This window comes from Porphyrobacter sp. AAP60, assembly GCF_001296025.1.
In the GTDB taxonomy this organism is placed as follows: Bacteria; Pseudomonadota; Alphaproteobacteria; order Sphingomonadales; family Sphingomonadaceae; genus Erythrobacter.
The window spans coordinates 67,448-83,420 of the sequence record NZ_LJHV01000002.1 but is presented as its reverse complement, the minus strand read 5'-3'; the positions used below and the strand labels follow the sequence as shown (position 1 = coordinate 83,420).

18 protein-coding genes are annotated in these 15,973 nt (G+C 62.8%); 15 read left to right on the top strand and 3 right to left on the bottom strand.

Going from position 1 to position 15,973, the window contains the following annotated elements; genetic code table 11:
* Nucleotides 1-12: 12 nt before the first annotated feature.
* Nucleotides 13-1,002 carry a cobaltochelatase subunit CobS gene (gene cobS, locus IP79_RS00865; RefSeq protein WP_054117377.1) on the bottom strand — a complete coding sequence of 330 codons (990 nt, stop codon included), beginning with the start codon at nucleotides 1,000-1,002 and terminating at the stop codon, nucleotides 13-15.
* Between the two features lie 116 nt (nucleotides 1,003-1,118).
* On the opposite strand from cobS, the gene IP79_RS00860 reads away from it, so the two are divergent.
* From IP79_RS00860 to IP79_RS00850, 3 genes are read left to right on the top strand one after another with little or no spacing between them, the layout of a single operon-like run.
* Nucleotides 1,119-1,958, top strand: coding sequence for an oxygenase MpaB family protein (locus IP79_RS00860; protein WP_054117376.1), 840 nt, complete (start codon nucleotides 1,119-1,121; stop codon nucleotides 1,956-1,958).
* Nucleotides 1,959-1,995: 37 nt separating this feature from the next.
* Complete coding sequence (locus IP79_RS00855; RefSeq protein WP_054117375.1) at nucleotides 1,996-2,367, top strand: DUF1428 domain-containing protein; 372 nt, start codon at nucleotides 1,996-1,998, stop codon at nucleotides 2,365-2,367.
* 1 nt (nucleotide 2,368) lies between these two features.
* Nucleotides 2,369-3,010, top strand: a complete 642-nt coding sequence (locus tag IP79_RS00850; RefSeq protein ID WP_054117374.1) for a glutathione S-transferase family protein — start codon at nucleotides 2,369-2,371, stop codon at nucleotides 3,008-3,010.
* Here the strand turns inward: IP79_RS00850 and IP79_RS00845 are convergent.
* Entirely contained in the window at nucleotides 3,007-3,600 is a 594-nt protein-coding gene (locus IP79_RS00845; protein ID WP_054117373.1) for a DnaJ domain-containing protein, read from the bottom strand. The two genes, IP79_RS00850 and IP79_RS00845, sit on opposite strands and share 4 nt — an antisense overlap.
* 80 nt (nucleotides 3,601-3,680) lie before the next feature.
* Here IP79_RS00845 and IP79_RS00840 point away from each other — a divergent pair, with 80 nt between their 5' ends.
* The 5 genes from IP79_RS00840 to IP79_RS00820 are packed head-to-tail and all read left to right on the top strand — an operon-like array spanning nucleotide 3,681 to nucleotide 7,001.
* Complete coding sequence (locus IP79_RS00840) at nucleotides 3,681-3,947, top strand: BolA family protein (protein WP_054117372.1); 267 nt, start codon at nucleotides 3,681-3,683, stop codon at nucleotides 3,945-3,947.
* Complete coding sequence (locus IP79_RS00835; protein ID WP_156317994.1) at nucleotides 3,944-4,396, top strand: NUDIX hydrolase; 453 nt, start codon at nucleotides 3,944-3,946, stop codon at nucleotides 4,394-4,396. The genes IP79_RS00840 and IP79_RS00835 overlap by 4 nt, the downstream gene beginning before the upstream one ends.
* A complete protein-coding gene (locus tag IP79_RS00830; RefSeq protein ID WP_054117371.1) occupies nucleotides 4,393-5,271 on the top strand; it encodes a pirin family protein in 879 nt (292 codons plus the stop codon). Before IP79_RS00835 ends, IP79_RS00830 begins: the two co-directional genes overlap by 4 nt.
* Nucleotides 5,272-5,292: 21 nt before the next feature.
* A complete protein-coding gene (locus IP79_RS00825; protein WP_054117370.1) occupies nucleotides 5,293-6,108 on the top strand; it encodes an SDR family NAD(P)-dependent oxidoreductase in 816 nt (271 codons plus the stop codon).
* Nucleotides 6,105-7,001, top strand: a complete 897-nt coding sequence (locus IP79_RS00820; protein WP_054117369.1) for an alpha/beta fold hydrolase — start codon at nucleotides 6,105-6,107, stop codon at nucleotides 6,999-7,001. Before IP79_RS00825 ends, IP79_RS00820 begins: the two co-directional genes overlap by 4 nt.
* Here IP79_RS00820 and IP79_RS00815 read toward each other — a convergent pair.
* Nucleotides 6,998-8,086 carry a DUF2332 domain-containing protein gene (locus IP79_RS00815; RefSeq protein WP_054117368.1) on the bottom strand — a complete coding sequence of 363 codons (1,089 nt, stop codon included), beginning with the start codon at nucleotides 8,084-8,086 and terminating at the stop codon, nucleotides 6,998-7,000. The genes IP79_RS00820 and IP79_RS00815 overlap by 4 nt on opposite strands.
* A 45-nt stretch (nucleotides 8,087-8,131) precedes the next feature.
* Here IP79_RS00815 and hisG point away from each other — a divergent pair, with 45 nt between their 5' ends.
* The 7 genes from hisG (at nucleotide 8,132) to IP79_RS00780 (ending at nucleotide 15,968) form a co-directional block, all read left to right on the top strand.
* Entirely contained in the window at nucleotides 8,132-8,821 is a 690-nt protein-coding gene (gene hisG / locus IP79_RS00810; protein WP_054117367.1) for an ATP phosphoribosyltransferase, read from the top strand.
* On the top strand, nucleotides 8,818-10,113 hold the full coding sequence (gene hisD / locus IP79_RS00805) for a histidinol dehydrogenase (protein WP_054117366.1): 1,296 nt from the start codon (nucleotides 8,818-8,820) through the stop codon (nucleotides 10,111-10,113). Before hisG ends, hisD begins: the two co-directional genes overlap by 4 nt.
* The gene (nusB, locus tag IP79_RS00800) at nucleotides 10,110-10,580 is read left to right on the top strand and encodes a transcription antitermination factor NusB (protein WP_054117365.1); all 471 of its coding nucleotides are present in this window, start codon (nucleotides 10,110-10,112) and stop codon (nucleotides 10,578-10,580) included. Before hisD ends, nusB begins: the two co-directional genes overlap by 4 nt.
* A gap of 17 nt (nucleotides 10,581-10,597) precedes the next feature.
* The gene (gene thiL / locus IP79_RS00795) at nucleotides 10,598-11,455 is read left to right on the top strand and encodes a thiamine-phosphate kinase (RefSeq protein ID WP_054117954.1); all 858 of its coding nucleotides are present in this window, start codon (nucleotides 10,598-10,600) and stop codon (nucleotides 11,453-11,455) included.
* 186 nt (nucleotides 11,456-11,641) lie between these two features.
* Entirely contained in the window at nucleotides 11,642-13,729 is a 2,088-nt protein-coding gene (locus IP79_RS00790) for a sodium-translocating pyrophosphatase (RefSeq protein ID WP_054117364.1), read from the top strand.
* A 191-nt stretch (nucleotides 13,730-13,920) separates the two neighbouring features.
* Nucleotides 13,921-15,093 (top strand): GNAT family N-acetyltransferase, encoded by a 1,173-nt coding sequence (locus tag IP79_RS00785; RefSeq protein WP_054117953.1) that lies wholly within the window; start codon nucleotides 13,921-13,923, stop codon nucleotides 15,091-15,093.
* On the top strand, nucleotides 15,090-15,968 hold the full coding sequence (locus IP79_RS00780) for a cupin-like domain-containing protein (RefSeq protein ID WP_054117363.1): 879 nt from the start codon (nucleotides 15,090-15,092) through the stop codon (nucleotides 15,966-15,968). Before IP79_RS00785 ends, IP79_RS00780 begins: the two co-directional genes overlap by 4 nt.
* Nucleotides 15,969-15,973 lie beyond the last annotated feature (5 nt).

Genomic DNA, 15,973 nt, shown 5'->3' with positions numbered 1-15,973 from the left:
CAAGCGCCTTGGTTAACGCTTCTTCGCCGCGCCTTCGGGCAGATCTTCGCCGAACACGCGCTGGTAATATTCTGCCACCAGTGTCCGTTCCGCCTCATCACACTTGTTGAGGAAGCTGAGGCGGAAGGCGAAACCGGTCGAACCGAAAATTGCCGCGTTCTGCGCCCAGGTGATGACGGTGCGCGGGCTCATCACAGTCGAGATGTCGCCATTGATGAAGCCCTGACGGGTCAGCTCGGCAACCTTGACCATGTCCGCGATCAGCTTTTCATCGGTATCAGGGGTCTTGGACTTGACGATCTGCTGTTCAACCTCGGCCGCGAGGTAATTGAGCGCGACGACGATGTTCCAGCGGTCCATCTGCGCCTGATTGATCGCCTGCGTGCCGTGATACAGCCCGCTGGTGTCGCCAAGGCCCACCGTGTTGGTGGTGGCAAACAGCCGGAAATACGGATTGGGTGTGATCACGCGGTTCTGATCGAGCAGCGTCAACCGGCCATCAAATTCCAGAATACGCTGGATCACAAACATCACATCCGGGCGGCCTGCGTCGTATTCGTCGAAGGTCAGCGCCACCGGATGCTGCAGCGCCCAAGGCAGGATGCCTTCCTTGAACTCGGTAACCTGCAACCCGTCCTTCAGCACGATCGCATCGCGCCCGATCAGATCGATACGGCTGATATGCGCATCGAGGTTGACGCGGATGCTGGGCCAGCCGAGCCGCGCTGCGACCTGTTCGATATGGGTCGATTTGCCGGTGCCGTGATAGCCCTGCACCATCACCCGCCGGTTATGCGCAAAGCCCGCCAAAATCGCCAGCGTCGTATCCGGATCGAACACATAGGCGCCGTCGATCTCGGGAACGTGTTCGCTCGGCTGCGAAAAGGCTGGCACCTGCCAATCGACATCAATGCCGAACATCTCGCGGACGTCGACCGTGGTATCGGGCTGGTTGGGCATGGCGCTATCGCCGGTGACATTGTTCTTGGAGGGCTGAATCATTGCCGGTTTCGGTTAAAGCGCAAGTCGCCCGGCTGCAAGCAGTGGTTTGGCGCAAATGCCTGCCAATTTGGCGAGTTCGTTTCCCTCTGACGCGAAGCGCGCCTATATCACCGTTCATGCCAGACCCCGTCGAATCGCTGCGCCTCAAGCTGGTTTCTCAGGTGCGCGGGGTGTTTCACGATGCGGACAAGGGACACACCCCCACCCCTCCGTCTGACAATGCGCTGTTCGAACGCGATACGCCGATCCGGCAGGTGCATGCCGATATCGTCGGAATGATGACCGGCGGTGTGCGCGCGCTGCTGCTGCAGATGCTCCACCCGCACGCATTGCAAGGCGTGCTCGACCATTCCAATTTCCGCGAGGACATGCACGGCCGGCTGCAACGCACGGCGCGGTTCATTGCCGTGACCACCTTTGGACACCGCGATGAAGCGATGAAGGCGATTGACCGGGTCAACCGCATCCACGCCAAGGTCGGCGGCACATTGCCCGATGGCTCCCGCTACGAAGCAACCAATCCGCGCACGCTGGCATGGGTGCACGTGACCGAGGCGCAAAGCTTTCTGGCCGGGTACCTGCGTCATGTCCGGCCTAATATGCCGGGGCAAGAGCAGGACGAGTACTACCGCCAGTTCGCTGTCATCGCCCGAGCCCTCGGGGCCGATCCGGTGCCCGAAACCCGCGCCGAGGCAGAGCGCATTTTCCGCGAGTTGCGCCATGATCTTGCCACCTCGCCGCAAGCGCGTGAGGTCGCACAGCTTGTGCTTGGCCAGCGCCCCAAAGGCACGCCGGTTGCCGTGCAGACCATGATCACCGCCGACGCGGTCGCCATGCTGCCTGATTGGGCAAGACAGAAGCTGCGGCTGCAACGCCCGTTATTGACTGCCTTGCCCGCACGCGCCGCTACCTGGGGCATGGGCAGGACATTGCGCTGGGCATTCCGGCAGGGTTGAACAGGCGTCGCATGGCGCCGCGGGAGGAGGAAAGACCATGAGCTATATCGACGGTTTCGTGATTGCGGTGCCCAAAGCCAACCGCCAGAAATTCATCGACCATGCAGGCCATGCCGATCCGCTGTTCATCGAAATGGGCGCTATCCGTGTGATCGAATGCTGGGCTGATGATGTGCCCTCCGGCGAACACACCGATTTCCGCAAGGCCGTGCAGGCGACCGAGGAGGAAGATGTGGTGTTCAGCTGGATCGAATGGCCGGACAAGGCGACGCGCGATGCCGGGATGGCGCGGATGATGTCGCCCGATTTCAATGATCCGCGGATGGATCAGAAAGCCAACCCGATGCCGTTCGATGGCAAGCGCATGATCTTTGGCGGGTTCGTGCCCGTGGTCACGCTGGAGAACTAAAATGGCCGAATTCACCTTCTACACCGTCGCCATGAGCCGCGGGCAGATTTCGCGCTGGGCACTGCACGAAGCGGGCGCGGATTACGAACATGTGGTGTTCGACTGGGCGAGCCGGCCCGATATCCTCAAAACGCTCAACCCGATGAACAAGGTGCCGACGCTGGTGCACCATCATCAGGGCCACGACCATGTCATCACCGAATGCGCAGGCATCAATCACTATCTTGCCGAAACCCACCCGCAGGCAGGGCTTTTGCCTGATGCCCACGAACGCGCCGCCTATTTCCGCTGGCTTTTCTTCGCTGCCGGGCCGCTGGAACAGGCGGTTGTGGCCAAGGCGATGGGCTGGGAAGTTCCCGAAGGCAAAACCGGAATGGCGGGCTTCGGCAGTCTCGAACTTGCTCTCGATACGCTCGACAAGTGGCTGTCCGCTCATGATTTCATCGCCGGAAGCCGGTTCACGATGGCCGATACTTACGTGGGCAGCCAATTCGTATGGGGCCTGCGGTTCGGGTCGATCCCGGAACGCCCGTCGTTCCGTGCCTATGTTGATCGCATCACCGACCGCCCCGCCTATGCCGAGGCGAATGCGATTGACGCCGCGTTGATAAAAGAGGCCGGGAGCAAAGGGGCTGGCGGTTAAGCCAGCGCCGCGCTGCCTTTGAGCAATTGATAGGCCTCGACCACTTCGGTCAGTCGCGCCTCGTGCTGGCGGTCACCGCCATTGCGATCAGGGTGATAACGGCGGACGAGTTCGGAATAGCGCCGACGCAACCGGGTACGATCAGTGTCGCTGCCTAGCCCCATCGTCTCCAGCGCCTGGGCTTCCTCTCGCGAGAAACGGCCCGTCGCGGCCATCCGCGCCTCGCGTTCTGCCCGACTGCGAATGCCGCGGGCACGCGCAGCAATTGCATCCAGCGGATCGGCATAATCGGCCCAGCGCGGCACGCCATCGACACCCGCATCAGGGCGGAAGGCACGGGTTTCCGCCCGCCAGCCCGCAATCGGTGACTGCGCGGCAATAATTTCCTCGGCGCTCATGCCTTCGAACCAGTCATACCCGGCGTTGAATTCGCGCACGTGCTGCAAACAGAACCAGCGCCAATCGCCCGGCCCGTCAAATCCATTGGGGCGGCGACCGGGCGCACGGAATTCGCCCGCCTCGCGGCAAGCGGGGGCTTCGCATTGCCGCCCTGCGCTCTCGACGCGGCCATGAAATCGTGGTGAAGGCATAGCGACGCAAAATGGAGATTGGGTGCCAAAGTTCCAAGTCGGAAAATGCCACCCGGCAGTTGCAAAGAAGGAAAGTTCCGATGTCCGTTGCCGATGAAATGCACGCCCTGCTGACCGAGGCTTTCGCCCCCACCCGCCTCGCGATCATAAACGACAGCGCCAAGCATAGCGGCCACATGGGCGACGACGGATCGGGCGAATCGCATTTCACCATCGAGATCGAAGCCGCCGCATTCGCGGAAATGAACCGCCTTTCCCGCCAGCGCGCAGTGATCGCGGCGCTGGGCGACATTGTCGGCGGGCGGGTGCACGCGGTGGCAATCAAGGCGGGCGTGCCGCAGGCGTGAGCCTGAACCCCGCCCTGCGCCTGCGTTGTGCAGCCCGCCTGATCGTGCTTGATCAAGAAGGGCGCGCCTTGATGTTCCGCTATGACGTGCCGGGGCGACCGCCTTTCTGGGTCACCGCAGGCGGCGAATGCGAGCCGGGTGAAAGTTTTGAAGACGCCGCCCGGCGCGAATTGCTGGAGGAAACCGGGATCGTTGCCGAACCGGGGCCCCAAATCGCGCGGATGACTCCCGAATTCATCACTGTCGAAGGCGAGCCGGTGCAGGCGGACGAACGTTTTTTTCTTGTGCGCGTCGCCGAAGCAGCGATCGACACCTCCCGGCACACCGTGCTTGAACAACGCCTCATGACGCAGCATCGCTGGTTCACCCGCGCAGAGCTTGCCGATTGGCCCGAGGCCGTGTTTCCTGCCAATCTTTCCGCCATGATCGAGCAGGAAACCGGCACATGATCACCCAGACTATCACCCCTGTCAGCCACGATCTGGGCGAATTCACCGTGCGCCGCGTTCTTCCGTCCAAGGCGCGCACCATGGTGGGGCCGTTCATCTTCGTCGATGAGTTCGGCCCGGCTGATCTGACCGGCGACGGCATGAATGTGCGCCCACACCCTCATATCAATCTGGCTACGGTGACATGGCTGTTCGACGGCGTGATCGATCACCGCGACAGCCTCGGCACTTTTGCCACGATCCGTCCGGGTCAAGTCAACTTGATGACCGCCGGGCGCGGAATCGTCCATTCCGAACGCAGCCCGAAAGCAGAATTGGCGACCAATCCCGGATTGTTCGGGATGCAGACGTGGCTCGCCCTGCCCGACGGGCGCGAGGAAATCGATCCGGCGTTCGAAGCGGTAACAGATCTTCCGATGGTATCCGACACAGGCGCAAAAGCGTGGGTGATCATGGGAGAGTTGTGGGGCGCAAAGGCCCCCACCACCACCCACGCCGCCACGATTTACGCCGAAATCCTGATGGAGGCTGGCGGATCAATCCCGCTTGATGCCCAGGCAGACGAACGCGCCGTCATGCTGGTCAACGGCGATGCCAGCGTGGATGGCGTGGCGCTGGAACAATACCAGCTGGCGGTGCTCGCGCCGGGCAAGGCGATGCGGTTGTCCAGCCAGACCGGCGGGCGGGTGATGCTGCTGGGCGGAGAGGCTTTTGCCACCAAGCGGCACGTTTTCTGGAACTTTGTCAGCTCCGACCGTGAACGGATCAATCAGGCTAAAGATGATTGGCGGGCTGGCCGCTTTGCAATCGTTCCGGGCGACGAAGAAGAATTTATCCCCTTGCCCGACAAGCCCAAGACGGTCAGCTATCCCTGAAGCTAAATTCGGGAGAGAGCATTGGAAATTTCAGGCAAGGTGGCATGGATCACCGGGGCATCATCGGGCATTGGCGCGGCGCTGGCGTGCGAACTGTCGGCGCGGGGCGCGCATGTTGTGCTGTCGGGACGGAATGAGGAACGGTTGGCCGAAATCGCGGCAGATTGCGGCGAAACGCTCATCCTTGCCTTTGATGTGCGAGATGAAGCCGCACTGGCCGACGCGACCGCCAAAGCCATAGCTTGGAAAGGCGGGGTCGATATCGCTTTTGCCAATGCGGGAATCTCCCAACGCAGCCGGGCGCTGAAGACTTCAATGCAGGTTTATCGCGATATTATCGAAATTGATCTCACTGCCCAGATCGCCTTCAGCCAAGGCCTGATCGGGCATATGGCGACGCGCGGTTCAGGCGCGCTCGGGTTCATTTCCTCGATTGCGGGCAAAGTCGGCGTACCGATGCGCACGGCCTATTCCGCCGCCAAGTTCGGGCTTGCCGGATATGCCGATGCGCTGCGGGCCGAACTTTCGCAGACGGGGGTTAGCGTCCACACAATTTACCCAGGATCGGTCGCCACCAATGTCTCGCGCAATGCGCTGGTGGGTGATGGCCGTCAGCGCGGGGTGAGCGACAAGGCGATTGACGAAGGTATCCCCGCCGATGTCGCAGCCCGCGCCATGATCGATGGCATCGCAGCCGGAACCCGCGAAATCATCATTGCCGAGGGTGCCGAACTGGCCATGGGCGAGGCCCGGCGCACACCAGAAGCACTGTTCGACCAGATCGCAGGCATGGTCGCCAAGGGTTACATGGAGCGCATGGAAGGCGAAGCGCAATGAGCCGGTTCGATCTCAAGCGCGTGACGCTGCCCAATGGCATCCATCTTAACATCGTCGATGAAGGCCCGGTGGATGCGCCGGTGCTGATTTTCCTGCACGGCTTTCCTGAAAGCCATCGCACGTGGCGGCACCAGATCGCGCATTTCAGTGATCGCTATCGCTGCATCGCACCCGACCAGCGCGGCTATCGCGGATCGTCAAAACCGCAGAACGTTGAAGCCTACACCCCCGACAAGCTAATAGGCGATGTATTCCTTTTGGCGGACGCGCTGGGGATCGCGCATTTCACCATCGTCGGCCACGACTGGGGCGGCGCGCTGGCATGGGGCGTGGCGATTGGCGGCCAGCACGCCCGCGTGACCCGCGCCATCATCGCCAACGCGCCGCATCCGGTGATCTTCCAGAAGCTGCTTTACACCCACCCCGTCCAGCGCGAGGCGAGCCAGTATATCCGCGGCTTCCGCGATCCCGCGAACGACGCGCTGGTCAAAGAACATGGCCTCACCGGCCTGCTGCTGAAGGAGGTCAAATGGGATCGCCCCAGCGCGATGGAGCCGGAAGAACGCGACGCGCTGCTGCTCGATTGGCAGAACCGCGATGCGGCCTTCGGGATGCTCAACTATTATCGTGCCAGCCCGATTGATGTGCCGACAATGGATGCCCCCTTCGCAATCCCTGAAGGCTGGACGCCGCCTGCCCTGCCAAAGCTGACGATCCCGACACTGGTGATCTGGGGGATGGACGATCTCGCTCTGCCGCCCGAAAACCTCGAAGGGCTGGAGGATATCATCGATCCGCTCACCATCGTCCACGTGCCGGACTGCGGACATTTCGTGCCGTGGGAAGCGCCGGACGCGGTGAACGCGGCGATGGAGGCGTTTCTGGCGGACTAGTCTGCGAGCCACTCCACCCATGCCCCGTGCGGGTGGGCGTGGGATAGCAGATGTTCCTCGCCCCGGTGTGTCCCGCCGTCCCACAGCCGCACCCGCAACTCGTGACGGAAGGTCGCCGGATCGGTTTCCAGCGCAATCCATCCAAGAGGGGCATCGAGTGTTGCCTTGATAGCGGCAGCCTCGAATGCGGCGGTGATCCGCGCTTGTGTGGCGGCGGGCAGATACTGCCACATGATCGAGTGGAACATCACTTTCGCAGTGCCGGGTTGCTGAGGGCGCGTGAGCATAGCGGCAGCGAAATCTCCCGCATCGGCGGCGATCAAGTCCGGCGGCTGATCGCTTGCCAACGCGATGGCGGCGTCGATCCGGGCCATGCGCTCTCCCGCATCAGGCCAGACATAGGCCTTGAGCCGCAGCGCCGCTTCAGGGTCTGCCAGATTGATCGGGGCAATGTCGCAGCCCTTCACCGCCGCAATTGCAAAGCCCTGCGGCGGAGCGGGAGGCGGCGCGCCGCGCCATTCCGGGACAATTTGCATGGGCGACGTGGGTGGGCCAACGTCGACCGTGCCCAGCCGGAAGAAATAGCGATCGATCATCGTATTGACCCCAGCGCTCGCCCCCAATTCGAACAGATCGAAGCAAGGCATCCGCACCCGCTGCGCCAGCCACAATAGGCCGGCCATGATGCTGGCGGAACGTCCAGCTTCGTTGGTCTGCGGAGGGCCATCGAGCCACGGAAGCAACCGGGCATCAAATCGGTGCGTCAGATCGAGCACCAGCGCATCGACCGCCGCCTGATCGGTGATTGCGCCGGCATAGACCTGCGCCAGCCTTTTATCCGCACCCGACAGCAGCAGGTGGTGAAACCCGCCCGCGATCCGCAGTGGCATTGCGTCTTTCAAGGTCAGCCCCGGCCAGTTCGCGATCCGGCGCCCTGTGCCGGTGTCGCTGTTGCGCACCCCTGCCAGCGCCCGGATGACCCGCGCCGTGGCTGGCGCGCCGTTCTCCTCGGCATGGCGGGCCTGCCAATCGAGCGCGGCGGTAAAGTCCGCCAGTCCCATGATTCCCGCTTCGCCGGTCGCCATCACCATTGCCCTTTTGCGTGTCCGTCCTTAAGTGCGCGCACGATCATGACCACCATTGGCACCCACGACAATCCCGGACAGCTGACCTTTGCTGTCCCCAAGGGCCGCATCCTTGATGAAGCGCTGCCGGTTATGGCGCGCGCCGGGGTGGAGCCTGACGCCGAATTTCACGATCCCAAAAGCCGCGCTTTGGCGTTTGCCACGACCCGCGCCGACATGCGTCTGATCCGCGTCCGCGCCTTTGATGTCGCTACCTTTGTGGCCCACGGCGCGGCGCAAGTCGGCATCGTCGGATCGGACGTGATCGAGGAATTTGACTACGCCGATCTCTACGCGCCGGTCGATCTGGGCATCGGCCTGTGCCGACTGTCGGTCGCCCGGCTTGCGAGTGACGGGGACGAGGCCGGAAGCGCCAGCCACCTTCGCGTCGCCACCAAATACCCCAGCCTCACCCGCCGCCATTTCGAAGCCGCCGGCGTGCAGGCCGAATGCGTCAAGCTGAACGGCGCGATGGAACTTGCGCCCTCGCTCGGCCTGGCGCGGCAGATCGTCGATCTGGTGTCGACCGGCAAAACGCTGAAGGAAAACGGGCTGGTCGAAACCAGCGTGATCCTTGAGATTTCCGCGCGCCTGATCGTCAACCGCACCGCCTTGAAAACCGATCCGCGTGTCGCCGCGCTTGTCGATGCGTTCCGCCGTGATGCCGAAACCCGCAGCAAGGCGCAGGCCGCATGATCCCCATTCTGTCCACTCTCCAGCCCGATTTTGCCGCGAAGTTCGATCGTATTGTCGATGCCCGGCGCGAATCCGACAGCGATGTTGCCGGGCAGGTGTCCGACATTCTGCAGACGGTGAAGCTGCGCGGTGATGCGGCGCTTGTCGACTATACGCAGCGTTTCGATGGCTATGCGCTGACAGACGAAGCCGACTGGTCAATTTCGCGTGAGGCTTGCGAACAGGCCTATCATGAACTTGCGACCGATCTGCGCGATGCGCTGGAGCTCGCCGCAGCCCGCATCCGCAGCTATCACGAAGCGCAGTTGCCGCAGGATCGCGACTATGTCGACGCGGCGGGCGTGCGGCTTGGCGCAATCTGGCGGTCGGTCGATGCAGCGGGCCTGTATGTGCCGGGCGGGCGCGCTGCCTACCCTTCATCGCTGCTGATGAACGCCATTCCGGCGCGGGTTGCCGGGGTTGAACGACTGGTGGTGGTTACTCCGACGCCCAAGGGGCAATCGAACCCGATGGTGCTCGCCGCTGCGCATATCGCGGGCGTGGACGAAATCTGGCGTGTCGGCGGGGCGCAGGCGGTAGGCGCGCTCGCCTATGGCACGCAGCGCATCCGCCCGGTCGACGTCGTCACCGGCCCCGGCAATGCCTGGGTCGCGGAAGCCAAGCGCCAGCTTTACGGCGTGGTCGGGATCGACATGGTGGCCGGGCCTTCGGAGATCCTTGTGATCGCCGATGGCAAGAACGATCCTGACTGGATCGCCGCCGATCTGCTGTCGCAGGCCGAGCATGACCCCACTTCGCAATCGATCCTGGTTACCGATGATGCCGGATTTGCCCGGCAGGTGGAAGATTGCGTCGACCTGCAGATCGGCCAGCTTTCCACCGCCAAGACCGCACGGACAAGCTGGGAAGCCCACGGCGTGATCATCGTCGTCAACGATCTGATGGCCGAAGCGCCCGCGCTCGCCAACCGGCTGGCAGCAGAGCATGTCGAGATCGCGGTTGATGATCCCGAACCTTACCTGAAGGCGATCCGCCATGCAGGCAGTATCTTCCTTGGGCGGATGACGCCCGAGGCTGTGGGCGATTACGTCGCCGGGCCGAACCACGTGCTGCCTACCGGGCGCCGGGCGCGCTTCTCCAGCGGGCTTTCCGTGCTCGATTTCATGAAGCGCACCAGCTTTTTGGGGCTGGACGAGGCGTCGTTCGCCGCAATCGGCCCCGCTGCCGCCACGCTTGCCCATGCCGAAGGGCTGCCCGCCCACGCCAAGTCCGTGGAACTGAGGATCAAATGAACCAACCCGCCCGCTCCAAAGCCCGTTCGGCTGCCCGCCTTGCCGCTGTGCAGGCGCTTTACCAGCAGCATATGGAAGGCACCGCCTTGGCGCGCTTGCTCGACGAATTTCACCAGCACCGGCTGGGCCGCGCGATCGACGATGATGCCTTTGGCGATACCGAATATGCCGACGCTGACGTGCCGTTCTTTGACGATGTGGTGCGCGGCGTTGATGCGCGGCGCGATGAAATCGACACGGTGATAGCGGGCAAGCTTGCCGATGGGTGGAGCCTGACCCGGCTGGACAAGGCTATGCTGCAAGTGCTGCGCGCCGGTACCTATGAATTGATCGCCCGCGTCGATGTGCCCGCTCCGGTGGCGATCAATGAATATGTCGAAGTGGCCAAGGCCTTCTTCGATGACGGGCAGGCCAAGTTCGTCAACGGCATTCTGGATGCCGTGGCCAAGGAACTGCGCGCAAGCTAAGACCGGCGTTCATGCCCATGAACGAAGCCCGCTTTATCGATGCCCTGCGCCGCCTGCCGCTGCACCCCGGTGCGCGCGGGCTGGAAGATGATTGCGCGGTTATTACCTTCGGCAGCGAAACGCTGGTGATCAATCATGACATGATGGCCGAAGGCACCCACTTCCGGGCCGATGCCGACATGGCCGATGTCGCGTGGAAGCTGGTGGCGGCCAACCTCTCTGATCTCGCGGCCAAGGGCGCAGAACCGCTTGGCGTTCTGCTTGGCCATACGTTGGGGCGCGAAGATGCGCGCTTCCTTGATGGACTGAATGCCGCGCTGGAAGCATTCGGCACGCCGTTGCTGGGCGGCGATACGGTGGCGGTATCGGGCGGGCGCACCTTCGCCATGACTGCAATTGGCCGCGCGACCCACACCCCCGTCCCCGCGCGAAGCGGAGCGAAAGCGGGCGATGCCATATTCGTCACGGGGCAGGTAGGCCGCGCCATGCTCGGCTTCGAAGGCGACCCTGCCCACCTTACCGCCTTCAACCGTCCCGTTCCCCGCCTTGCCGAAGGCCGCGCGCTTGCCCCGCTGGTCAGCGCGATGATGGATGTATCGGACGGGTTGCTGATCGATTGCAGGCGGATGGCACAGGCGAGCGGCGTGACCTTCACACTCGCAACGGATGCCATTCCGGTCGCAGACCCCGCACGGTACGATGACTGCATCCGCTGGGGCGATGATTACGAATTGCTGTTCACCGCTGCGACCGATGTCATTCTGCCGATCGATGCAGCGCGGATCGGGCAGGTATCGTCCGCGGGCCCTGCTCCGCTGGTATTGGGGGACGTCCCGCTGCCAGGCTCGGATAATCTCGGCTACGAGCACGGTTGATCGGCGCGCACGTCCTTAGCAAAACTGCTGAAAGCCCCCATTCTCCGGCTGAAAACCGCCAATTGCGGTAGGGTGGAGGCTTGCCAGTCTTCACCGAGCGCTTAAGACTGCATCCCCTGCGCCCGAGGGATCAAAGGAGGCGCAGGTTTCCCGCGCGGAAACCATAAAAACGAGAGGGGATTACTCGTGAATTTATTGCTCATTTCGATTGGGCTGGGTGTGCTTGCCATTGTTTATGGCTTCGTCACCAGCAGGCAGGTGCTCGGCGCGGATGCCGGCAATGCCAAGATGCAGGAAATAGCCGCCGCCATTCAGGAAGGCGCGCAAGCCTACCTCAAGCGGCAATATACCGCGATCGCCATCGTTGGCGTGATCGTGGCTGTGATTGTGGCGGTAACGCTGGGCGCGATCCCGGCAGTCGGCTTCATAATCGGCGCTGTGCTTTCGGGCGTTGCAGGGTTCATCGGCATGAATGTGTCCGTGCGTTCCAACGTCCGCACGGCAGCGGCTGCAATGAAGGGCCTGCAGGAAGGCTTGACGCTGGCCTTCCGCGCCGGCGCGATCACCGGCATGCTGGTGGCAGGCCTTGCGCTGCTCGCGATTGCCTGTTTCTTCTGGTACCTCACTGGCCCGGCCGGGCTGGCAGCAGATAGCCGTCCCGTGGTGATCGGCCTGACCGCTCTCGCACTCGGCGCATCGCTGGTATCGATCTTCGCGCGGCTTGGCGGCGGGATCTTCACCAAGGCGGCAGACGTCGGCGCGGATCTGGTCGGCAAGGTCGAAGCCGGAATCCCCGAAGATGACCCACGCAACCCCGCTGTGATCGCCGATAACGTCGGAGACAATGTGGGTGACTGCGCTGGTATGGCTGCCGACCTGTTCGAAACCTATGTCGTCACCGTGGGTGCCACCATGGTGCTGACCGCGCTGCTGCTGAGCGGGGCGGAAAACCTGTTTGCGCTGATGGTGTTGCCTTTGCTGATCGGCGGGGTGTGTATCGTCACCTCGATCATCGGCACCTACTTCGTCCGCCTGGGCGGGGGGACCAATATCATGGGCGCAATGTACAAGGGTTTCCTTGTCACCGCCGTGCTGTCAGTGCCTGCGATCTGGTGGGCGATCAGCGCCACGCTGGGCGACATGGAAGGCGCGATTGCAGGGCAGGCCTATAATGGCCGCACTCTGTTCTATTGCGGGTTCCTCGGCCTCGTCATCACCGGTCTGATCATCTGGATCACCGAGTATTACACCGGCACCAATTACCGCCCGGTCCGCTCGATCGCCAAGGCTTCGGAAACGGGCCACGGCACCAACGTGATCCAGGGCCTTGCAATCAGCATGGAATCGACCGCGCTGCCGACCTTCGTGATCTGCGCCGGGATCATCATCGCCTACCAGCTCGCCGGGCTCATGGGCATCGCCTATGCGGCCACATCGATGCTGGCGCTGGCAGGCATGGTCGTGGCGCTCGATGCCTATGGTCCGGTTACCGACAATGCCGGCGGCATCGCCGAAATGGCGGGGCTGGATGAAAGCGTGCGCGAAAAGACCGATGCTCTGGACGCAGTGGGCAACACCACCAAGGCCGTGACCAAGGGCTATGCCATCGGTTCGGCCGGTCTTGCCGCACTTGTGCTGTTCGCCACATACACCGCCGATCTGCGAGAGCTGTTCGAAGGTGTGACGGTCGATTTCAGCCTTGAAAACCCCTACGTCATCGTCGGGCTGCTGCTCGGCGCGTTGCTGCCGTACCTGTTCGGCGCGATGGGCATGACGGCAGTGGGCCGGGCTGCGGGCGAAGTGGTGAAGGACGTGCGTGACCAGTTCGCCAAGAATCCGGGCATCATGACCTATGAATTAAAGCCTGATTACGCCCGCACCGTCGATCTCGTCACCAAGGCCGCGATCAAGGAGATGATCATCCCCTCGCTGCTGCCGGTGGCGGCACCGATTGTGGTGTACTTCCTGATCACCGCCGTGGCGGGGCAAGCCAATGGCTTTGCCGCGCTGGGCGCATTGCTGCTCGGCGTGATCGTCGGCGGGTTGTTCGTCGCGATCTCGATGACATCGGGCGGCGGCGCGTGGGACAATGCCAAGAAGTACATCGAAGATGGCAACCACGGCGGCAAGGGCAGTGAAGCCCACAAGGCGGCGGTGACGGGCGACACGGTTGGCGATCCTTACAAGGATACGGCTGGCCCTGCCGTCAATCCGATGATCAAGATCACCAATATCGTCGCGCTGCTGCTGCTGGCGGCGCTGGCGGCGGCTTGAATCTGACCGGCCATTGCGGCTGAATACTCACCCCGCCGGGCTGCCCGCCCGGCGGGGTTTATCTTTGCCCGAACCCATGTCCCTGCGTCGGACACGCCCTTGCTGCGCTGAGGCTTTCTTAATTGCTCTATGGCATGGGCCATGCGGGGACCACTGACTGGCCCGGCAAGACGGGGTTAAGGGCGATGGACATGGCAGCTGCGAAAAGTTTTCGCACCCGTGCGCCCGTCACCCCGGCCGGCGTGTCAACCGACAGCCATCTGCGGTTGCTCACTCTGAACCAAATTACCGAGCCTGCATTTGTTGCCGCATGGGAACGGCTGGCAGCCCAGGCGGGCGAGCCCAATCCCTTTTACGAACCGTGGTTCCTGATCCCGTCGCTCAGGCAATGGGGTGCTTCAGAGCGCGTGGTGATCAAGGCGTGGTTTACCGGCGGCAGACTGGCAGGGCTGATGCCTGTCGTCCGCAGTGCGCGTTATTACAGCCATGCTGTGACCCATGCGACCGGGTGGCTTCATGCCAATTCCTTCTGCGGCACGCCGTTGATAGAGGCAGGGCAAGAAGACGATTTCTGGCGGATGTTGCTGGCGCATTTTGACCGCAGCCCTCGGCGCGCGCTGTTCCTGCACCTGCCCAAACTGCCTGCCGATGGCCCGGCCTATGCCGCGCTTGCCCGCGTCCTCGCAACCGGAGCGCGCGGGCATTACGTGGCTGAAATGGAAAACCGCGCCTGCCTGCAAGGCGATTTCAGCGCGCAGGAGTATCTCGAAGCGTCGATGAGCGCCAAGAAACGCAAGGAACTGCGCCGCCAGTACAACCGCTTGGCCGAAGAAGGCCTGCTGACCTTTGAACGCGTCGAAGGCAGCGAAGGGGTAGCTGCATGGACTGAAGAGTTTCTTGCGCTCGAAAGTGCCGGGTGGAAGGGCGAAGAAGGCTCCGCGTTGGCAAGCTCGCCTGATACAATCGCCCTGTTCCATCAGGCGCTGGCGGGCGCAGCAGTGGCCGGGCGGCTCGAACGGCTTGCGCTGCGGCTGGATGGCCGGGCCATTGCGATGCTCGCCAATTTTATCACCGCGCCGGGCGCATATAGTTTCAAGACCGCCTTTGACGAAGCCTACGCCCGCTATTCGCCGGGAATGCTGTTGCAGCTTGAAAACCTTGCCCTGCTGGAACGGCCCGATGTGCAATGGGCTGATAGCTGCGCGGTGGAAGGCCACCCGATGATCGAACGCCTGTGGCGCGGGCAACGCCGCATGGTGAGTTGTAACATTGCCATCGGCGGGCCCTTGCGCCGTGCCGTTTTCCGCCTGCTCAAGGCCTATGAAACCCGCCCCCGCCCATCCAGCCAGACGAGCCAGCCATGAACGCCCCAGCCCATTTTGCCGATGCCCTGCCCGCGACCGTGTTCGACGCCTCAGCCCATCGCCTGTTTGCCGCGAAATATCCCGAAACGCCGCATGTGCTGACCCATAGCCTGACCAGCCACCCGCTGCTGGAGATCGAAGCGCTGGCAACACTTGCCGAAAAGCTGCCAATCACCTCGGTCGAATATAATCGCGGCGATCTGCCGATCGGGGTCGATGGCAAGCCGGGTTCCAACGGCCTGACCATCGCGGAAACCATCCGCCGCGTGGCCGATGCGGAAAGCTGGGCGGTGCTCAAGAATATCGAACAGGTGCCTGCTTACCGCGACCTGCTGCTGGGCCTGCTCGAAGAAATCCGCCCTGAGATCGAAGCGGCAACCGGCGCGATGTTAACCCCTCAGGGCTTCATCTTCGTTTCCAGCCCCAATTCGGTCACGCCCTATCACTTCGATCCGGAACACAACATCCTGCTCCAGATCCGCGGCACCAAGGTGATGACACAGTTTCCGGCAGGCGACACGCGCTTTGTCCCGGACGTAGCGCATGAAACCTATCATTCCGGCGGCCCGCGTGAATTGAAGTGGGATGACGCCTTTCTTGCCCGCGGCGCAGAGTTTCCGCTTGCTGCGGGCGAAGCGCTTTTCGTGCCGGTCATGGCGCCGCATTTCGTCAGGAACGGCCCTGCCCCGTCGGTATCGCTTTCGATCACCTGGCGCAGCGAGTGGAGCTACCGTGAAAGCGATGCGCGGATTTTGAACGCGATCATGCGCCAACGCGGGCTTCAGCCCAAGCCACCGGGCCGCTGGCCGCAGCAGAACTATGCCAAGGCCTATGCATTTCGCATCATGCGCAAGCTGGGATTGACGGGCGCGTAAGCCCG